Origin of the sequence: Streptomyces pimonensis (assembly GCF_041380215.1) — a bacterium.
In the GTDB taxonomy this organism is placed as follows: Bacteria; Actinomycetota; Actinomycetes; order Streptomycetales; family Streptomycetaceae; genus Streptomyces; species Streptomyces pimonensis.
This window is the reverse complement of record NZ_JAHWZY010000018.1, coordinates 55337-72529: the sequence shown is the minus strand read 5'-3', so window position 1 is coordinate 72529 and position 17193 is coordinate 55337. Positions and strand designations below refer to the sequence as shown.

The window sequence follows — 17193 nt, the reverse complement described above, 5'->3', positions numbered from 1 at the left end:
CTCCTCCGTCGGCATGGTGAGCGCGACCGCTGACCGCCCCCGCGAGAACCGCGGCCGCTCGGGCCAGGAGCGGTGCCGGGGGGAAGCGCACCAGCGCCCCCGAGGGGATGGGACCGCCCCCGGAGCGGGGGTTACTTCAGGAACATGACAATAGCGTCGGCGAGCCCGTCGGAGACCGGCTCCTCCGGGATCCCGTCGAAAGCCGAAGGCCGCGTACGATCTGCCCTGAGGCCGGAACCCCACCTCGAGACACCACGTCCGGACACGGTATCGGGAGCCAAGCTTCCGCGCGACATGCGGCCGCGCGACCACCACGGTCCGCAGCAGGACACGAATCCGGTCACGGGCGGCACGCCGGTGGCACGGCCGAGTCTCGGCGCCGCCGCCCCGGTCAGGCCACGCGGGCGCGTTCCCGTACCGGGCGTGCCGGCTCCGGCCGGGTGCGGACGGTCGGCTCGGGGCGTGCGGCGGACTGGGCGCGGGCGGTCGGCTGGGCGCGGGCGGTCGGCTGGGCGCGGGCGGCGGGGCGGACGCGGTACGTCGTGCGGTTGGGGTCCACCACCGGCTCACCGAGGGTGATCCGTCCGGCCTCGTGCAACGCGTCGCACTCGGCGGTGGGCAGGGCGGCGTAACAGCCCCCCGTGCCGGTGGCCGAGTCGAGCGGGCGCCAGTAGCTGTACCTGCGGCGGCCGTTGGCGTACTCGGTGACGTACGTGGGGGTGCGGGGGTCGGAGATGATGCGTAGCACGTCGGTGCGGGTGGTGTCGGCCGAAGGGCGCGGCCGGGAAGGGGCGGCCGGGGTGCGCGACCGCGAGGGGACGGCCGGGAACTCGGTCGTTATCGGTGCACCACGACGGTGATCCGGTCGGCGGTGCGCGGTCGGCAGGGCGACGAGGGTGTTCGGACGGTCGACGGTGGCGAACATCAGCAGGACCTTTCCGGAGCCGGGATACGAGACCGTCTACCCAGCGCGGCGCCGGAGTTGATCTCCTTTTCCGATTATTGTGCAACCTCATACCGACAACGCGCAGGCGCCACGCCCAGTTCCGGACGGACGTCTTCGCCCCGGCCGGTCAGGCGCCCGGTCCCGGATCCGGGAGGACCGCCGCGTCGACACCGGCGCGCGCCGCCTCGAGCTGGGCCGCGAAGGCGATGCCGAGGAAGAGGGCGACGGCGGTGAGGTAGGCCCACAGCAGCAGCGCGACGAAGGCGGTGAGCGGCCCGTACAGGGCGCCGAACGCGCCGCTGCCCTCGACGTACAGGGCGAGCAGCCACGTGGCCGCGACCCACAGCAGCAGATGCACGGCCGAGCCGAAGGCCAGCCAGGTGTAGCCGGGCTGGACGCGCCGGGGCGACCAGCGGAAGATCACCGCCGAGGCGACCCACGCCAGTGCCAGCCCCACCGGCAGCTCCAGCGCGGTCCACCACCCCGCGCCGCCGGATCCCCCGGTCACCCGGACCACCGCGTCGCCCACCGCGTCGCCTGCGACGAGCACGACGAACCCGAGGACCAGCGGCAGGCCCGCGGTGAGCGCGAGGAGGACGGCCCTGCCGTACTTGCGGGGGAGGGGGCGGTCGCGTTCGATCCCGTAGATGCGGTTGGCGCCCCGCTCGATCTGGCCCATGGCGGAGGCGAGGTTCTGCAGGGCGAAGCCCAGGCCGAGCCAGAGCGCCAGCTCGCTCCCGACGTCGTCGTGGGCGCTGCGCCGGGTCCCCCCGAAGGCGTCCTCGAGGACGTCGGCGCTGGCACCGGGCACGATCCGGGCGAGGGTGAGTTCGATGACCCGGCCCACGCTCTCGGTGTGCACGGAGGTCGCCAGACCGACCAGCGCCACGGTGAACGGCACCATGCCGAGGACGAACTGGAAGGCGAGCGCCCGCGCGTTGGAGAAGCCGTCCGCGTAGCGGAAGCGGGCGAGGGAGTCGGTCAGCAGCCGCAGGCCCCCGTAGTGCCGCAGTGCGGCGAACGCCTCGTCCCCGGAGAGTTCCTCTCCGATCATGTCCCGGGTCTGCGGGACGTGGACCACGGTTCCCATACGCGGACGCTCCTCGCATCGAGTGGCTATGCTCCACTCTTTGATGGCCCGTTTCCTCCCGGCCACACCTCTCGCCCGCAGGCGGTCGGCGATGGGGTGCGGGTGGCCGGCGAGGGCCGGGGCGAGCGGTTCCGCGAGGAGGTCCTCGTTCCACGGTCCCGCCCCGGCCCCGGGGTCCGCGAAGCGCCCCGACGCGCACACCGTGCTGCCCTCGCGGGAGGTGACGGGCGTCCACGCGGGGGCCCGGGCGCGCCCTGTCCGCCGGCCGGGAGAGCGCGGTCGACGGGCTCGGGGCACGTCGTGCGCACCTGCCGGACCTCGTACGGGACGTCCGTCCGCTGCTCACACGGCCGGTGCGGTGAGGACGGCGCTGCGGCGGTGCACGGTGGTTGTACTCACCGGCTGCCCCTGCCGGGGCGGATCCCGCACAGTCGTGCGACTTCGGGACCCGGCGGGCGATCCGGGGCGGTGGTCTCAGGACGCGTCGTCGAGAGGGTCGTGGCCCCAGTTCATCAGCGAGTGGCGCCAGCGCGTGTCCCGTACGTCGCCGGACGGACGCTGGGCGAGGTGGCGGCGGATGTAGCCGACGACCTTGCGCATGTGCGCGTAGTCGTCGTCGGAGAGGTCCTTCCTCCCGGCGCGGAGGATGGCGACGATACGGCGGCCGGACGCGTGGCCGGTCGACTCACCGTCCTCCGCGTGCTGTCCCGCGCTGCGGGACTCGTCGGTGGCCAGCCACTTCTCGAGGTCGGCCGGCTTCATGTTGACCAGCTCACGGAACTCGTCCCACGTCTCGTCCGCGCGTTCCGGTTCCACCGCGCTCACTTCTTCCTCCTGAGCGCGGAGGGCTTGTGGACCGCCGGCTTGTCCGACTTCTCGCTGCGCACCTCGTACTGCGGTTCCTCCTCGGAGGCGGCGACCGTGCGCCCGGCCGCCTCGGTGCGCCCGGTGATCTTCTTCTCGACCTTGCCCGTCGTCTCGCTGCCGTGGCTGCTCCAGGCGACCTCGTCGCCCCGGTGGAGATCTTTCCCGCGGCCGTTTCCCTTGCCCATCCCAGGTGCCTCCTTCGCACGGTGGTCGACTCGGTTCCACCCTGGCGGCACGACGGCCCGAGCGCATCTCGGAGGGCGGCACGCCTCCGGGCCGGCCCCGGAGGGCAGGCCCGGAGCAGCGGGACGACGGGAATCAGGCGAGGTCGAACCGGTCGAGGTTCATGACCTTGTCCCACGCCTCGACGAAGTCCTTCACGAACTTCTCCCCGGCGTCGTCGCTCGCGTAGACCTCGGCGAGCGCGCGCAGCTCGGAGTTCGATCCGAACACGAGGTCGGCACGGGTGCCGGTCCACTTGACCTCACCGGTGGCCGCGTCGCGCCCCTCGAACAGGGTCTGGTCCTCGGACGTCGACTTCCACGTCGTGCCCAGGTCGAGCAGGTTGACGAAGAAGTCGTTGGTCAGGGTGCCGGGGGCCGTGGTGAACACGCCGTGCGCCGTCTGCCGGTGGTTCGCCCCCAGGACCCGCAGGCCGCCGACGAGGACGGTCATCTCGGGGGCGCTCAGGGTCAGCAGGTTGGCCTTGTCCAGGAGCAGGAACTCGGCCGGCAGGCGGTTGCCCTTGCCCAGGTAGTTGCGGAAGCCGTCGGCGGTCGGCTCGAGCGCGGAGAAGGACTCCGTGTCCGTCTCCTCCTGCGACGCGTCCACGCGGCCCGGCGTGAACGGGACCTCGATGTCGAAGCCGGCGTCCTTGGCGGCCTTCTCGACGCCCGCGGCGCCGGCCAGCACGATCAGGTCGGCGAGCGAGACCCGCTTGCCGCCGGTCTGCGCGGAGTTGAAGGACTCCTGGACGCCCTCCAGCGTGCGCAGCACCGTCGACAGCCGGTCGGGGTCGTTGGCCTCCCAGCCGCGCTGCGGCTCCAGGCGGACGCGCGCGCCGTTGGCGCCGCCGCGCTTGTCGCTGCCGCGGAAGGACGAGGCCGACGCCCACGCCGTCGACACCAGCTCGGAGACCGACAGGCCCGAGGCGAGGACCCGCTCCTTGAGGTCGGCGGTGTCCGCGGCGTCGATCGGGTCGTACGTGCGCTCCGGCAGCGGGTCCTGCCACAGCAGGGTCTCGGAGGGCACCTCCGGGCCGAGGTACAGCGCCTTGGGCCCCATGTCGCGGTGGGTGAGCTTGAACCAGGCGCGGGCGAAGGCGTCCGCGAACTCGTCCGGGTTCTCCAGGAAGCGCCGCGAGATCGGACCGTAGACCGGGTCGAAGCGGAGGGCGAGGTCCGTGGTCAGCATCGTCGGCTGGTGGCTCTTCGAGGGGTCGTGGGCGTCGGGCACGGTGCCGGCCCCGGCGCCGTCCTTCGGCCGCCACTGGTGGGCGCCGGCGGGGCTTTGGAACAGCTCCCACTCGTGGCCGAAGAGTATCTCGAAGAAGCTGTTGTCCCAGGCGGTCGGCGTGTCGGTCCAGGTCACCTCGAGGCCGCTGGTGATCGTGTCGGCGCCCTTGCCGGTACCGAAGGTGTTCTTCCAGCCGAGGCCCTGCTCCTCGAGGCCGGCGGCCTCCGGGTCGGGGCCGACGTGGTCGGCCGGGCCCGCGCCGTGGGTCTTGCCGAAGGTGTGGCCGCCGGCGATCAGGGCGACGGTCTCCTCGTCGTTCATCGCCATCCGGCGGAACGTCTCGCGGATGTCGCGGGCGGAGGCGATCGGGTCCGGATTGCCGCTGGGGCCTTCGGGGTTGACGTAGATGAGGCCCATCTGGACGGCGCCGAGCGGGTTCTCCAGCTCCCGGTCACCGGTGTAGCGCTCGTCGCCGAGCCAGGTGGACTCCGGGCCCCAGTAGACGTCCTCCTCCGGCTCCCAGACGTCGGCGCGGCCGCCGGCGAAGCCGAAGGTCGTGAAACCCATCGACTCCAGGGCGACGTTGCCGGAGAGGATCAGCAGGTCGGCCCAGGACAGGCTCTTGCCGTACTTCTTCTTGACCGGCCACAGCAGGCGGCGGGCCTTGTCGAGGTTGGCGTTGTCCGGCCAGCTGTTGAGCGGGGCGAAGCGCTGCTGTCCGGCCCCGGCTCCACCGCGGCCGTCGCTGATGCGGTAGGTGCCCGCGCTGTGCCAGGCCATCCGGACGATGAGCGGGCCGTAGTGGCCGAAGTCGGCCGGCCACCAGTCCTGCGAGGTGGTCAGCACCTCCGCGATGTCCCGCTTCACCGCCGGGAGGTCGAGGGCGGAGAACGCCGCGGCGTAGTCGAAGTCCTCGCCGAGCGGGTTCGCCACGGCCGGGTTCTTGGCGAGGATCTTCAGGTTGAGACGCTCGGGCCACCACCGGTGGTTCCCGCCGCCCTGGGTGGGGTGCGGGGCGCGCCCGTGCGCGACCGGGCAGCCCCCCGCCTCCTCCGTCTTGGGTTCGGTGACGATCGCGTCGTGGTTCTCGGTCATGGAAGTCCTTCCGGGCGAAGAGGTTCGCGCAGTTCGGCTACTACGGGAGGCAAAACAGCCGGGATACAGGCCCCGGTGGACGACTTCGGCCTCGTCGATCGTGAAACCGCGGGCGGCGGACGCGGTCAGACAGGGCGCGCCACCGACCGCGCGGTCGACGTCGGCGACGACGCCGTGGGAACGGCACACCACGTGGTGGTGTTGCCCCCGACCCGGTCCTCGTGGCGTGCGGGGCCGCCGGCCGGCTCGACACGGCGCACGAGCCCCGCGTCGGTGGGCGCGTCCAACGCCTCGTACACCGCTTGCGGGGGCACATGCCCCGGGTGCCGGCGCGCTCGGGAGGCGAGCGCGCCGGCTGCGAAGCGGCCGCCTTGGCGGACGGTGTCGAGGGGGGCGACGCGGACGGCCGTCGCGCGCAGGCCCGCTCCGCGGAACTCCTCGGCGACGGTCGGCGGCCGGGATGCGGTCATGCGCCGAACCTATAGCTCAGGACACGAATAATTCCAGAGAACGAACAGGTCCAGTCTTGGGTCACGTCCGGTAACGGTCGGTGGCTTCCGGGTTGCGCTCCGCCGCCTTCCCGTGCGACGCGGCTTCGGTGTCGTCGTAGACCAACAGCCCGTCGTGGCGCAGGCGTACGCCCGGTGTGGGGTGGTGCGGTGTGCGACGTCCGTCGTGCATCAGGTGCCGTACGGGGACATCGCGGGCCAGGACGGCGAAGTCGGCGATGAGCCGCCGGTGGCACCGCCACCACACGGATTCGCTGCACATCACCGCGGTGGGCTCACGGGCGGCCTGCTCCAGCAGGGTGTCCATCGCGGTGACGAACTCAGGGGTTCGGGTGTGGGCCGCGTAGCCGCGGAAGGAGGCGTTGCGCCAGACGGTGTCGGGCGAGTCGGGCGGCAGCTTGCGGAAGCCGCCCAGGTCCCGTTCCCAGCGGTAGGCGATGCCGGCCTCGGGGAGCCATTCGGCCAGCCTGGTCCGCGCCAGGTCGGGATCGCGGCGGCTGCCGGGGCCGATCCGCACGTCCACGACGGCGGAGATCCCCGCGTCGTACAGCAGTGCGGTCAGCGCTTCCCGGTCCGCGGTGCCGTGGCCGAAGGCCGACAACTCGTGCGGGGTCATGGGGCACCTCCTGGCGGCCGGGTCGGACGGCGGGCTCCGGGCGGACGCGGCGCCGGCCCGGTTCCGGTGCCGGGCAGGCCTCCGGCGCGGTCTCCCCGAGCCCTTCGAGGACTTCGGGCGACAGGTACGGGTTCACGCCGCACACCGTCTGCGTGCGCGCGGGCCGGCGCGTGGAAGGGACGGTCGCCCAGGACGACGGACGCGTCCTCGTGGCGCGGCTCCAAGCCGTACCGTTCCAGCACGCGGACCCACCTCCTGTCCACCGCCGTCCGCCCCGGGCCGGACGCCCTGCGGCGCAGCACCTCGCGCACGGGTTCCCCGCCGGCGGCGGATTCCTCCACGGCCGGGGCGAGCGGGACCGCCGCTTCGGTGGCCGCGCCCGCGGTGGGTTCGACGACGGTGAGCTGCCGCACCGGGATGCCTTTCGGGTCGGGCCGACGGCGAGGGGACGAACGGCCGGGGGTTCCGGATCAGTCGGCGGGCAGCAGGACACCGGGGTTGAGCAGCCCCGCCGGGTCCAGTCGCCGCTTCACGGCACGCAGGGCCTCGATGCCGAGCGGGCCCGCCTCGCGGACGTACCAGTCCCGGTGGTCGGTGCCCACCCCGTGGTGGTGGCTGATGGTGCCGCCGGCGGCGAGGATCGCCTCGCCCGCAGCGTGCTTGGCGCGCGCCCAGTGCGCCACGGGGTCCTCGCCCCGGGCGGAGACCACGGTGAAGTAGAGCGAGGCGCCGTTCTCGTAGACGTGCGAGATGTGGCACATGACCAGGGGCGGTGTGCCGGCTCCGGTGAGGGTGGCGGTGAGCGCGTCGCGCACGGAGGCGTACAGCCCGGGGACGCGGGACCAGAACGTCGCGGTCTCCAGCGTCTCCACGAAGGCCCCGGCGTCGAGGAGCGCGTCGCGCAGGTACGGGGCCGAGTAGCGTCCGTGCGCCCAGCGCCGGCCCGGCTCCTCTCCCAGGAGCGTGCCGCCGCACTCGCGCAGGACGGCCGTGGCGCGCTCCCTGCGGTACCCGGTGTCCTCCTCCGTGCCTTCGTATCCCGCGATGGCCGTGCAGCCGGCGGCCTGTCGTCCGCCGGAGCCGATCGCCTCCGGGTCCGCGAGGCCGATCAGCGTCTCGGTCTCGTCGGACAACCGCAGCACGGTGGGCCGCGGCCCGTCCTGGGCGAGCCGGCGCAGGGCCGTGGTCCCCTTTTCGAAGGAGGGGAAGTGCCAGCCTTCGTGGACCGCGGTCCGCGGAACGGGGCGGACGCGCACGGTCACGGAGGTGATGACGCCGAACGCGCCCTCCGATCCGAGGACCAGCTGGCGCAGGTCGGGTCCGGCGGCCGAGCGGGGGGCGCGGCCGGTGTCGAGGGTGCCCTCGGGGGTGGCGAGGGTGAGGGAGAGCACCATCTCGTCGAAGCGGCCGTATCCGGCGGACGCCTGGCCGCTGGAGCGGGTGGCGGCGAAGCCGCCGATGGTGGCCCACTCGTAGGACTGGGGGAAGTGGCCGAGGGTGAAGCCGTGTTCGGCGAGGAGTTCCTCGGCCCGCGGGGCGCGCAGGCCGGGTTGCAGGGTGGCGGTGCGGGAGAGCGGGTCGAGGTCGAGCAGACCGTCCATGCGCCGCAGGTCGAGGGCGACGAGAGGGCCGTGCCGTTCGGGGGCGAGACCGCCGACGACGGAGGTGCCGCCACCGAACGGCACCAGCGTCAGGCCGTGTCCGGCGCACACCCGCAGGACGTCGAGCACCTCGTCGTGACCGCCGGGCAGGAGTACGGCGGCCGGGACCGCGGCGACGTCGCCCTCGCGGATGCGCAGCAGGTCGGGGGTGGACTTGCCGCGCGTGTGCCGGATGCGGGCCTCCGCGTCGGTGCGCACGTGGGCGGCGTCGCCCAGGACCCCGGTCAGGGCGCGGTGCGCGGCCGGCGTCAGTGGGCTCCGCGGGACGGCCAGGTCCTCGAGGGCGAGGGGTCCGGCCCCGCGCGGCTCGACGCCGAGCAGATCGCGCAACAGCCCGATCACCGTGTCGGGCAGCGGCGTCGCCTCGGCCGGGTCCCCCCAGCCGCTCCACAGCATGTCCATGGCTCTCGTCCTCACCGGTCGGTCGGAATGAACGGGGCCGCGGATGCCGCCCGACGGCCGCCGCGGCGTTACACTGTGACACATGACGCACATTCGTCACAACAGTTCCGGCGGTTCGGACAACGACGTGGTGCTCGACGCGGTGCGGGACTGCGTCCTGGCCGTCGGGGTCCGCCGCACCACGCTCACCGACGTGGCCCGCCGCGCCGGGGTCTCCCGGATGACCCTGTACCGGCGGTGGCCCGACGTGCGGTCGCTGGTCGGTGACCTGATGACCCGGGAGTGGATCGCGGTGGCCTCCGGGGCGCTGCCCGGTCACCGGCCGGGCGTGCCCACGCGTGAGGTGATCACCGAAGGGCTGGTGGCTGCGGTCCGCGCCTTCCGCGCCCACCCGCTCTTCCGGAAGATCCTCGACGTGGACCCCGAGCTGCTCCTCCCCTACGTGCTGGACCGCCGCGGGGCGAGCCAGGAGGCCCTGCTGGAACTGCTGGCCGGCTCCCTGCGCGAGGGGCACGCCGACGGCTCGGTGCACGCCGCCCACCCCGAACGGCAGGCGCGGTCGGTGCTGCTGATCGTGCAGTCCTTCACCCTGTCCCTGCGGACCATGACCGACGAGGACGACCCCGAGCTCGCCTCCGAGGCGTTCCTCGGCGAGCTGCGCGACATCCTGGAGAGGACCCTCACGCCATGAACTCCCCCGACGGCCCCGCCCCCGCCTCGTCCCTGTCCGCCGGCCGGCGCGCACGTGAACTGGCCGACTCCGTCGGCGGCCCCGTCGTCGACGTGCTGGTCGTCGGTCTCGGCGCCACGGGCGCCGGGGCGGCCCTGGACGCCGCCGCCCGCGGGCTGGACGTGATCGCCGTCGACGCCCACGACCTGGCCTTCGGCACGTCCCGGTTCAGCAGCAAGCTCATCCACGGCGGGCTGCGCTACCTCGCCTCCGGACGGCTCGGCGTCGCCCACGAGAGCGCGGTCGAACGCGGGGTGCTGATGGAGCGCACCGCACCCCATCTCGTACGGGCCCAGCCGTTCGTGCTGCCCCTCACCCCGCTGGTCCCGCGCGGTCAGGCCGCCCTGGCCCGGGCCGGTCTCCGGGCCGGCGACGTACTGCGCCTGGCCGCCCGCACGGCCCGGTCCACCCTGCCCCCGCCGCGCCGGACCGGCGCGGTGGAGACCCTTCACCTCGCGCCCGCGCTGCGGCACGACGGGCTGCGCGGCGGCCTGCTGTCCTGGGACGGCCGGCTCACCGACGACGCCCGTCTGGTGACCGCCCTCGCCCGTACGGCCGCGGGGCGCGGCGCACGGATCCTGACCCGGGTCCGGGCCCTGGAGCTGACCTCGACGGGCGCCCGCGTCCGTGACGAACTCACCGGCGAGGAGGGCGAGATCCGCGCCCGCGCGGTGATCAACGCGTCCGGTGTCTGGGCGGGCGGCCTCGTCGACGGCGTCCGGATACGCCCCTCCCGGGGCACCCACCTCGTCCTGCGCCCCGAGAGCCTCGGCCCGCTGACCGCGGGTTTGCACATCCCGATCCCCGGGGAGAGCAACCGCTTCGTGCTCGTCCTGCCCCAGGACGACGGCCGGGTCTACGTCGGCCTCACCGACGAACCCGTGGAGGGCGACCTCCCCGAGGTCCCCCGGGCGCCCGAGACGGACATCGGCTTCCTCCTCGACGTCCTGGGCTCCGTCCTGCACGCGCCGGTCCGCCGTGCCGACGTGGCCGGCGCCTTCGCCGGGCTGCGGCCACTGCTGGACACCACTGCGGCGCGCTCGGGTACGGCGCCGAGAACCGCCGACCTCTCACGGCGGCACGCGGTGCTCACCTCCTGCGAGGGCGTCGTCACCGTCGTCGGTGGCAAGCTCACCACCTACCGGCGGATGGCCGAGGACGCCGTCGACACCGCCGTCCGCGTCCGGGGGCTGCCGGCCGGCCCGTCGCCCACCGTGTCCCTGCCCCTGGTGGGCGCCGCGCCGCCGCACGTCCTCGCCGGACTGCCCGCGCCCCGCCGCCTCGTCCGGCGGTACGGCACCGAGGCGCCGGCCGTGCACGCACTCGGCGCGCGGGACCCCCGGCTGGGCGAGCCCGTGCTGCCCGGGTACCCGGTCACCGGCGCCGAGCTGCTCTGGGCCCTGCGCCACGAGGGAGCGCTCGACGACGAGGACGTGCTCGACCGCCGCACCCGCATCGGGCTCGTCCCCGCCGACCGGGCCGCGGCGCTCGACGCGGTGCGCGAACTCGTCGACGGGGCCTTGCCACAGGGCGGTTGAGCCGTGCGTCAGCGACCGTGGACGCCGACCTCGCGGAGCGAGTACCCCCACTCGGTCCCCCGGTCCAGGAACTGCACACGCACGTGGCGGGCCGGTGCGGGGGGGAACACGGCCGTGTCCAGGCCGCCGTCGCCGGAGGTGGTGGACCAGACGGTGCGCCAGTTCACGCCGTCGGCGGAGAGGTCGATGCGGTACGACGTCCCGTACGCGCGCTCCCAGTCCAGGGTGACGCGCCCGACCTGGTGGGTGACGCCGAGGTCGACGCGGAGCCACTGGTCGTCGCTCCGGCCGCTGGCCCAGCGGGTGCTCCGGTCGCCGTCCACGGCCCGGCCGGGCGCGTGGCCGGTGAACGGGTTCCACTCCGCCGAACTGGCCGTTGCCTGTGCGCCGTCGGCGAGGTTCACCCCGGCCCGGTGCCGTTCGGAGGCGCTCCAGGTGTCGAGGTAGGACTCGGCGCCCTTGAAGAGGTCCTCCACCACGTGCTGCCCGCCGACGCGCCGGATGTCCTCGATCCAGTCGGGGACCAGGCCGTAGTGCGCGGCTCCATCGGTGTTCAGGTCCCAGGTGCGTTCTCCGGTGGTCTGCCGGTCGAGCACGGAACCGCCGTCGGCGCTGCGGAAGGGATAGACGACGGCGTCGGGCACGTCCGCGCCGCGCGGGGCCGGCCAGCCGCCGACGCCGTTCATGTCCGTGCCGTAGCCGTAGCCCACGCCGTACTCGTCGCGCAGCGCCCCGGTGCGGTCCGCCTCGGCGACGAAGCCCTCCGAGCCGTGCATGTACTGGGCGACGAACCCGCCGAGGCCGTAGACCCGCTCGGTCCAGTCCAGGTCCATCCAGCTGTGCGACGAGAGCACGCCGGGGTAGGACGCGGATTCGAAGATGTCGAGCACCCGGCCGGTGGCCTTGACGCTCATGTGGTCGATCTCGAGCATCATGTTGCGTTCCATCATGCCGCGCACGGCGTACTCGCCGAGCTCGGTGAGCCCGCGGACGTTGCACCGCGCGTCCCCGTCGTACGACGGGACCTCGACACCCGCGGGGAGTTCCTTCTCGGCACCGGGCGCGGAGGCCGACCCGATCGGGTTGTCGGCTTGCGGGCCGGCGCACTTCTCGGTCCGCCAGAAGGTGCCGGTGGACAGGAACTGCCCGACGTTGATCGCGGTGCCGAGCGTGCCCTCGTCGAAGCGCACCCCGCACAGCGCGTTGTCGAACTTGTGGCACAGGAACATGCTGCGCACGCCGAGTCCGTACAGCTCGTCCAGTCCGGCGTCGATGTCGTCCTCGTCGCACTGCGCGATGTCCAGGACCTGCTTGCACCCGAACGGTTCGGAGGTCTCGACGCCGAGGACGACGGCGAGCTTGCCCTGCTCGATGACGTCGCGGGCCTGCGCGCTGTCGGTGACGATCCGGAACCAGCCCTTGCCCGGCCCGCCGTACATCCCGTCGACGTAGGCCTGCAGGTCGTACGTCAGCTCGGCCTGCAGCCGGATGGACGTCATCTCGTCGCAGCTGCGGTCCTTGAAGAAGTACACGGAGCAGATCACGCCGTTGGTGACGAGGTCGTTGACCAGCACCCGCTGTCCGCCACGCCAGGCGCGTTCGATCCAGGCGTAGTAGTTCTGCTGGTGGGTCAGGGAGTCGTGCGCGGGCCAGTCCTCGAAGGTGGGCCAGCCGACCGGATCGTGCTTGCCGTCGCCGCCGTTGGTGATGAAGTCGAAGACGGCGAGCGAGCCGTCGGGGTAGTGCTCGGGGCAGTCCCTGAGCGCGTCGGCGATCCCCTTCGTGGAGAAGGCCCTGCCACAGATGAGCCGGCCGCCGAACGCCTCGTTGGACATGATGTGGTTGTGCGCGTCGACGAACCCGCGCACCTCGCCCGCGGCGTCCGTGCCCTTGAACGGCTCTCCGGTGACGCCGATCCCGGAATCGGGCGCGGGCCGGGCCACCGGGTCCCACCAGTCGCCGCCGACGGCGGAACTGGGCGTGGGTGCGAGGGCCGCGGCCAGCATGAGGAGGAGAAGCGTGACGACCCCGGGGTGCCGTCGTGTGCGGTACGTGGTCATTACGCACGTCCCTCCGTTGCGGAGTTGTCATGACCGGCGCAAAGATATGGGGCGAGGATCGCCACTGGCGCGCAGGGCGTCAAGGGAGCGCGCGTCATCCGTCCCTGTGCGCGCCCCGCACGGGACCTCGCGGGCCGTGGCATCGTCCCGTGCCCCTGAACCTCTCCGTCGGCGTCCCGGCCGGCGACCGCCCCGGTGCCCCGGCCCGGTACGCCCGACGTGTGCGGCGGGTGACACCGAGGCCGTACGGGAGCCGGCGGAACACCGGCCGGTCACCGTGGGGCGCCGTCCCGGGTGCGCGGGTCACGCCCCGCGCACCGTCCTCGTCGACGGCTTCGACGACCGGATCGCCCGGATCGCCGTGCGAGGGCTCGAACCCGTACGGCGGGAGTGCCGCGCGAACGGCGTCCGTAAGGCCGCGCACCGGGACCCCTGCGGAAACGGGCTCGGCTTCGGCGGGGCGCCCGCCCGAGCGCCGTCCCGGCACGGGACAGCCGGCCGGAACTACTCCTTGCCGCCCTTCTCGTAGTGCAGGGAGATGGAGCGCAGCACGTCGGCGGAGGAGACGTCGGTACGGCCCTCGTCGTGGATCTCGGCGAGCTGGACGAAGGCGAAGGCGAGCGTGGAGGTGATCTGCACGATGGCGGGTCCCAGCTTCTCGGTGACGAGGGCCGCCACCTCGCGCGCGCTCGCGTCGGCCGGCACCTGGATCCGCGGCAGCATCTCCTCCAGGAGCTGGGCGATGGCTCCGCTCCCCGTCACGTCGGCGTCCGGGTCCGCACGGAGCCGCCGCCGCATCTCGAGGGCCTCGGTCAGGATCCCGACGCCCCGCTGCATGATCTCCCGCTGCTCCATGGGCACAGCCTAGACCCCTACTTCGCAGGGCGTTTTCTCGTACGGTGCGAATGGCCTGGAGGGTGTGGCGTCTGCCTCGCCCGCGCCGCCGGTGCGAGTGGAGGACCGGGCCCGCTGCCGGGCGGTGGAGGAAGGCCTCGGGATCGAGACCGGCCTGCCCGGCGACGACCGTCCGGCCCGGGCCCTGGACTCGACCGCGAGCACGGCCGGCGCGCGGGCGACCGACGCGTCCGGGACCGATGCGTCCCGGACGCACGGGGACATGACGATCACGTCCGTGCACGGCGCCCGCCCGGCTGAGGCCGGGAAACGGGCTTCCTCCTGATCGGTCACGAGCGCCCCGGGCCTGTCGGGGGGCCTGGGACATGTCCAGGCCGGACTCGCGGTGCCGACGGACGGCGACGTCCCGGTGCTTGCGAAGGTCTTCGGCGGGTCGACGGCCGAAGACCGTCAGGTCGTCGGCGCGACGGAGGACCTGCGGGTCCTGGCCCGGCGGCAGGAACTCCTGCCGACTGCCGACTCCGGGCAGGCCTCCCGCGCCGGCGCCGCCGCCTCGCTCCGGGCCGGATCACCCCGGTCGCGGCCGCGCAGGCCGAGGAAGAGGTCCGTGCCGCTCTCGACCGGGCCACCGTGACCGGCCGGCTCCCCGGCCGGGGTGCACTGCTGACCGGCGTCCCCGCCGCCTCCGTTTCCCGCTCGGACCCCGGTCCGCCGCAGGGACGGGGCGCCGTCGAGCGCCGCCGTCACGCCTTCGAGGACCCTCTCACGGTCACCCCGGTCCTCGTCCGGCACCACCGGCGCGTCGCCGCGTCCCTCCTCCCGGACACCGGGGAAGCCACCGTTCAACCAGCGGTTTCGCGTTCGCAGGGGCGTGTTCACCGCGCCGGTGACGAAGTCACCCGGAACCGGTTCCGGTTTCCTGACCCGGCTGACAACCGGACGGCGGGTCGACAGACTGACGACCGTTGCTGATCACACGGAAGGCATGGGATGTCCGACGTCACAGCGGCCGATGACGGCGAGAAGAGACGCACGGCCGGAATGGGCACGGTCCTGACGACCGTACTGGCGGTTCTGACGGTGCTCTGGGGAGGAGTCGTCTCAGGCACGGGATCGCGCGCGACACCCGTCGAAACGGTGCCGGCCGGCGACGTGCCGGGCGGGCACAGAACGGTCTTCGCATCGGGTGAGTCGGGTTACTCCTGCTTCCGCGCCCCCGCAGTGGTCCGCGCCGACAGCGGCAGGCTCCTGGCCTTCGCCGAGGCCCGCAACGACGACTGCGGCGACAGCGGCCGCATCGACATCGTCCTGAAGCATTCCACCGACGGCGGCACGAACTGGAGTCCGCTGACCGTGGTGACCGCGAGCAGGCAGAATGCGAGCGGCCTGGCCTTCCCGCACAACGCGACCCCGATCGTGAACACCGGGAACGGCGAGATCGTCCTGCTGTACACCGAGAACTACAGGCGCGCCCTCGTACGAACGAGCACGGACGACGGCCTGAGCTGGGGAGCGGCGAGGGACATCACGTCCGCCGTGTGGAAGCCGGAGTGGGGGGCGCTCGGCGAGGGGCAGCTCGGCGTCGGTCCCTCGCACGGCATCGTGCTGACACGCGGCGCGGAAGCCGGACGCATGGTGGCCGGCATGGGCTTCCGGCTCGCACCGGGCCGACACCTGCAGGACCCGAAGGGCGGCGCCCTGATCTACAGCGACGACGGAGGCCGCACCTGGCAGTCCGGCGCCTCCTCCCACGGTGCCGAACCCGAGCTCGGCGTCCAGGAGCTGAGCGTCTTCGAACGTGCGGACGGAAGCCTGATGGCGGTGGCCCGCAACGAGGAGGGCACCGACACCGTGCGAGCCGCGTACGCGGTCTCCCGCGACCAAGGGCTGTCCTTCGAGGCGGACTTCGCGCCGCTGGAACCCCTGCCACTGCCCAGGACGGGTGTGCAGGCCTCCACACTGGCCATACGCGCCGAGGACCGGGACGGTTACGACCGGGTGCTGCTGGCCGCGCCCGCCGACACCGCCGAACGCAGGGGCCTGACCATCCGCTCCTCCTTCGACGACGGCCTCACCTGGCAGACCCCCGCACAGGGCGCACTGGTGACGGAGGGCATCTCCGCTTACTCCGACATGGTCGATCTGACCGGGGGGCGGTACGGCATCCTGTACGAAGGGGGGACCACTGCCCAGCACCAGTTCATCAAGTGGGCGGGTTTCACCGAGGCGGACCTCGACCAGCCGGACAACGCCGGCGCCCTGACCGCCAACCAGTACACCGGGGCTCTCCCCACGAGCTCGCCCGACCAGCTCCACCTGTTCGCCCCCACCCCGGCCGGTGGTCTCGGCCACTGGTTCGAGGAGAGCGACGGCACGGTCAAGCGCGGTACCTGGGGCTCCGGCGTCGTCGGTGAGACGGTGGCGTTCCCTTACGGCACCCAGCAGCACGTACTGGTGCGTGGCACCGACGGCGGCCTGCAGCACCGCTTCTGGGACACAGCCACCAGATCGGTGATCCAGGAGACCTGGTTGCCGGCCGGCACGGTGGCCGGGGCACCCGCGGCCCTGGTGACCCCCGGTCAGCAGCACGCGTTCGTACGGGCGACCGACGGCAGACTGCTGCACAGTTTCTGGGACGAGGGCAGCGGTGAACTGCGACAGCAGACCTGGGCAGCCCCCGGTTCCCTGGCCGGTGACCCGGTCGCCGTGGTGTACGGCACCCAGCAGCACGTGTGGGCGGCCGGTACCGACGGCGAGCTCCACCACTGGTGGTGGACGAAGGGTCCCGGGGTGCGGCACGAGTCCTGGGGAGGCACCGCGCGGGGCACACCGACGGCGTTCGTCCACGACGGGCAGCAGCACGTGTTCGCCGGTGACGCCGACGGCAGGCTCTCGCACTGGTCGTGGGAGGCCGGTACACAAGTCGTCGAGCGGGAGGCGTGGTCCACGCCGGAGCCCCTGGGCGGCCGGCCGGTCGCGTTCGTCCACGGCGCCCAGCGGCACGTCTTCGCTCGGACCGCGAACGACACCCTCGCCCACTGGTGGTGGGACCCCTCCTACAGCGTGCGGTACGCGGTGATGTCCGGGACGGTGCACTCCGACCCGGTGGCACATGTGGTCGGCGACGTACAGCACGTGTACGGAGCCGCGGCCGACGGAACGCTCGAGCACTGGTGGTGGGAGCGGACGGGAGGCAACCGCAGGGAATCCTGGGGAGGCCAGGCGGCGACCACACCTCCCTGGTAGCCACCGCTGATCACGGCTCCCGACATGCCGCGGTCCCGCGAGCGGGTGTGCTCGCGGGACCGCGGCGTTCCCCGTGCCGCCTCGGCGACCGCTTTGACGACGGGGATCATGCGGGTCCCGGTC

14 protein-coding genes are annotated in these 17193 nt (G+C 73.2%); 3 read left to right on the top strand and 11 right to left on the bottom strand.

What is annotated here, in order from left to right:
* Positions 1-391 precede the first annotated feature (391 nt).
* The 8 genes from KYY02_RS19355 to KYY02_RS19320 all read right to left on the bottom strand — a co-directional run bounded on the left by KYY02_RS19355 (position 392) and on the right by KYY02_RS19320 (position 8641).
* A complete protein-coding gene (locus KYY02_RS19355) occupies positions 392-925 on the bottom strand; it encodes a hypothetical protein (RefSeq protein ID WP_371239477.1) in 534 nt (177 codons plus the stop codon).
* Positions 926-1073: 148 nt separating this feature from the next.
* Positions 1074-2036, bottom strand: a complete 963-nt coding sequence (locus tag KYY02_RS19350) for a YihY/virulence factor BrkB family protein (protein WP_371239475.1) — start codon at positions 2034-2036, stop codon at positions 1074-1076.
* 474 nt (positions 2037-2510) lie between these two features.
* Positions 2511-2852 carry a DUF3140 domain-containing protein gene (locus KYY02_RS19345; protein ID WP_371239569.1) on the bottom strand — a complete coding sequence of 114 codons (342 nt, stop codon included), beginning with the start codon at positions 2850-2852 and terminating at the stop codon, positions 2511-2513.
* 5 nt (positions 2853-2857) lie between these two features.
* Positions 2858-3088, bottom strand: a complete 231-nt coding sequence (locus KYY02_RS19340; protein ID WP_371239473.1) for a hypervirulence associated TUDOR domain-containing protein — start codon at positions 3086-3088, stop codon at positions 2858-2860.
* Between the two features lie 133 nt (positions 3089-3221).
* Entirely contained in the window at positions 3222-5453 is a 2232-nt protein-coding gene (katG, locus tag KYY02_RS19335) for a catalase/peroxidase HPI (RefSeq protein WP_371239471.1), read from the bottom strand.
* 125 nt (positions 5454-5578) lie between these two features.
* The gene (locus KYY02_RS19330) at positions 5579-5923 is read right to left on the bottom strand and encodes a hypothetical protein (RefSeq protein WP_371239469.1); all 345 of its coding nucleotides are present in this window, start codon (positions 5921-5923) and stop codon (positions 5579-5581) included.
* A 61-nt stretch (positions 5924-5984) separates the two neighbouring features.
* Positions 5985-6578 (bottom strand): DUF488 domain-containing protein, encoded by a 594-nt coding sequence (locus KYY02_RS19325; protein WP_371239467.1) that lies wholly within the window; start codon positions 6576-6578, stop codon positions 5985-5987.
* A 470-nt stretch (positions 6579-7048) separates the two neighbouring features.
* Positions 7049-8641 (bottom strand): FAD-binding oxidoreductase, encoded by a 1593-nt coding sequence (locus KYY02_RS19320; protein WP_371239465.1) that lies wholly within the window; start codon positions 8639-8641, stop codon positions 7049-7051.
* Between the two features lie 82 nt (positions 8642-8723).
* On the opposite strand from KYY02_RS19320, the gene KYY02_RS19315 reads away from it, so the two are divergent.
* Both KYY02_RS19315 and KYY02_RS19310 read left to right on the top strand, forming a co-directional pair.
* A complete protein-coding gene (locus KYY02_RS19315) occupies positions 8724-9332 on the top strand; it encodes a TetR/AcrR family transcriptional regulator (RefSeq protein WP_371239463.1) in 609 nt (202 codons plus the stop codon).
* A complete protein-coding gene (locus tag KYY02_RS19310; protein ID WP_371239461.1) occupies positions 9329-10909 on the top strand; it encodes a glycerol-3-phosphate dehydrogenase/oxidase in 1581 nt (526 codons plus the stop codon). The genes KYY02_RS19315 and KYY02_RS19310 overlap by 4 nt, the downstream gene beginning before the upstream one ends.
* 8 nt (positions 10910-10917) lie before the next feature.
* On the opposite strand, the gene KYY02_RS19305 is transcribed toward KYY02_RS19310, so the two are convergent.
* The 3 genes from KYY02_RS19305 to KYY02_RS19295 form a co-directional block, all read right to left on the bottom strand.
* A complete protein-coding gene (locus KYY02_RS19305) occupies positions 10918-12969 on the bottom strand; it encodes a discoidin domain-containing protein (RefSeq protein ID WP_371239459.1) in 2052 nt (683 codons plus the stop codon).
* A gap of 504 nt (positions 12970-13473) precedes the next feature.
* Positions 13474-13824, bottom strand: a complete 351-nt coding sequence (locus KYY02_RS19300) for a hypothetical protein (protein ID WP_371239457.1) — start codon at positions 13822-13824, stop codon at positions 13474-13476.
* A gap of 450 nt (positions 13825-14274) precedes the next feature.
* Positions 14275-14670: a hypothetical protein gene (locus KYY02_RS19295; RefSeq protein WP_371239455.1), complete on the bottom strand. Its 396-nt coding sequence runs from the start codon at positions 14668-14670 to the stop codon at positions 14275-14277.
* A 144-nt stretch (positions 14671-14814) separates the two neighbouring features.
* Between KYY02_RS19295 and KYY02_RS19290 the strand changes: the two genes are divergently transcribed.
* Complete coding sequence (locus tag KYY02_RS19290) at positions 14815-17070, top strand: exo-alpha-sialidase (RefSeq protein ID WP_371239453.1); 2256 nt, start codon at positions 14815-14817, stop codon at positions 17068-17070.
* Positions 17071-17193 lie beyond the last annotated feature (123 nt).

Bases quoted from the DNA above. Each gene is read 5' to 3' on its own strand.
- KYY02_RS19330 (WP_371239469.1), bottom strand. From the start codon at position 5,923: ATGACCGCATCCCGGCCGCCGACCGTCGCCGAGGAGTTCCGCGGAGCG.
- KYY02_RS19340 (WP_371239473.1), bottom strand. From the start codon at position 3,088: ATGGGCAAGGGAAACGGCCGCGGGAAAGATCTCCACCGGGGCGACGAG.
- KYY02_RS19315 (WP_371239463.1), top strand. From the start codon at position 8,724: ATGACGCACATTCGTCACAACAGTTCCGGCGGTTCGGACAACGACGTG.
- KYY02_RS19305 (WP_371239459.1), bottom strand. From the start codon at position 12,969: ATGACCACGTACCGCACACGACGGCACCCCGGGGTCGTCACGCTTCTC.
- KYY02_RS19325 (WP_371239467.1), bottom strand. From the start codon at position 6,578: ATGACCCCGCACGAGTTGTCGGCCTTCGGCCACGGCACCGCGGACCGG.
- KYY02_RS19310 (WP_371239461.1), top strand. From the start codon at position 9,329: ATGAACTCCCCCGACGGCCCCGCCCCCGCCTCGTCCCTGTCCGCCGGC.
- KYY02_RS19355 (WP_371239477.1), bottom strand. From the start codon at position 925: ATGTTCGCCACCGTCGACCGTCCGAACACCCTCGTCGCCCTGCCGACC.
- KYY02_RS19290 (WP_371239453.1), top strand. From the start codon at position 14,815: ATGTCCGACGTCACAGCGGCCGATGACGGCGAGAAGAGACGCACGGCC.
- KYY02_RS19350 (WP_371239475.1), bottom strand. From the start codon at position 2,036: ATGGGAACCGTGGTCCACGTCCCGCAGACCCGGGACATGATCGGAGAG.
- KYY02_RS19300 (WP_371239457.1), bottom strand. From the start codon at position 13,824: ATGGAGCAGCGGGAGATCATGCAGCGGGGCGTCGGGATCCTGACCGAG.
- katG (WP_371239471.1), bottom strand. From the start codon at position 5,453: ATGACCGAGAACCACGACGCGATCGTCACCGAACCCAAGACGGAGGAG.
- KYY02_RS19320 (WP_371239465.1), bottom strand. From the start codon at position 8,641: ATGGACATGCTGTGGAGCGGCTGGGGGGACCCGGCCGAGGCGACGCCG.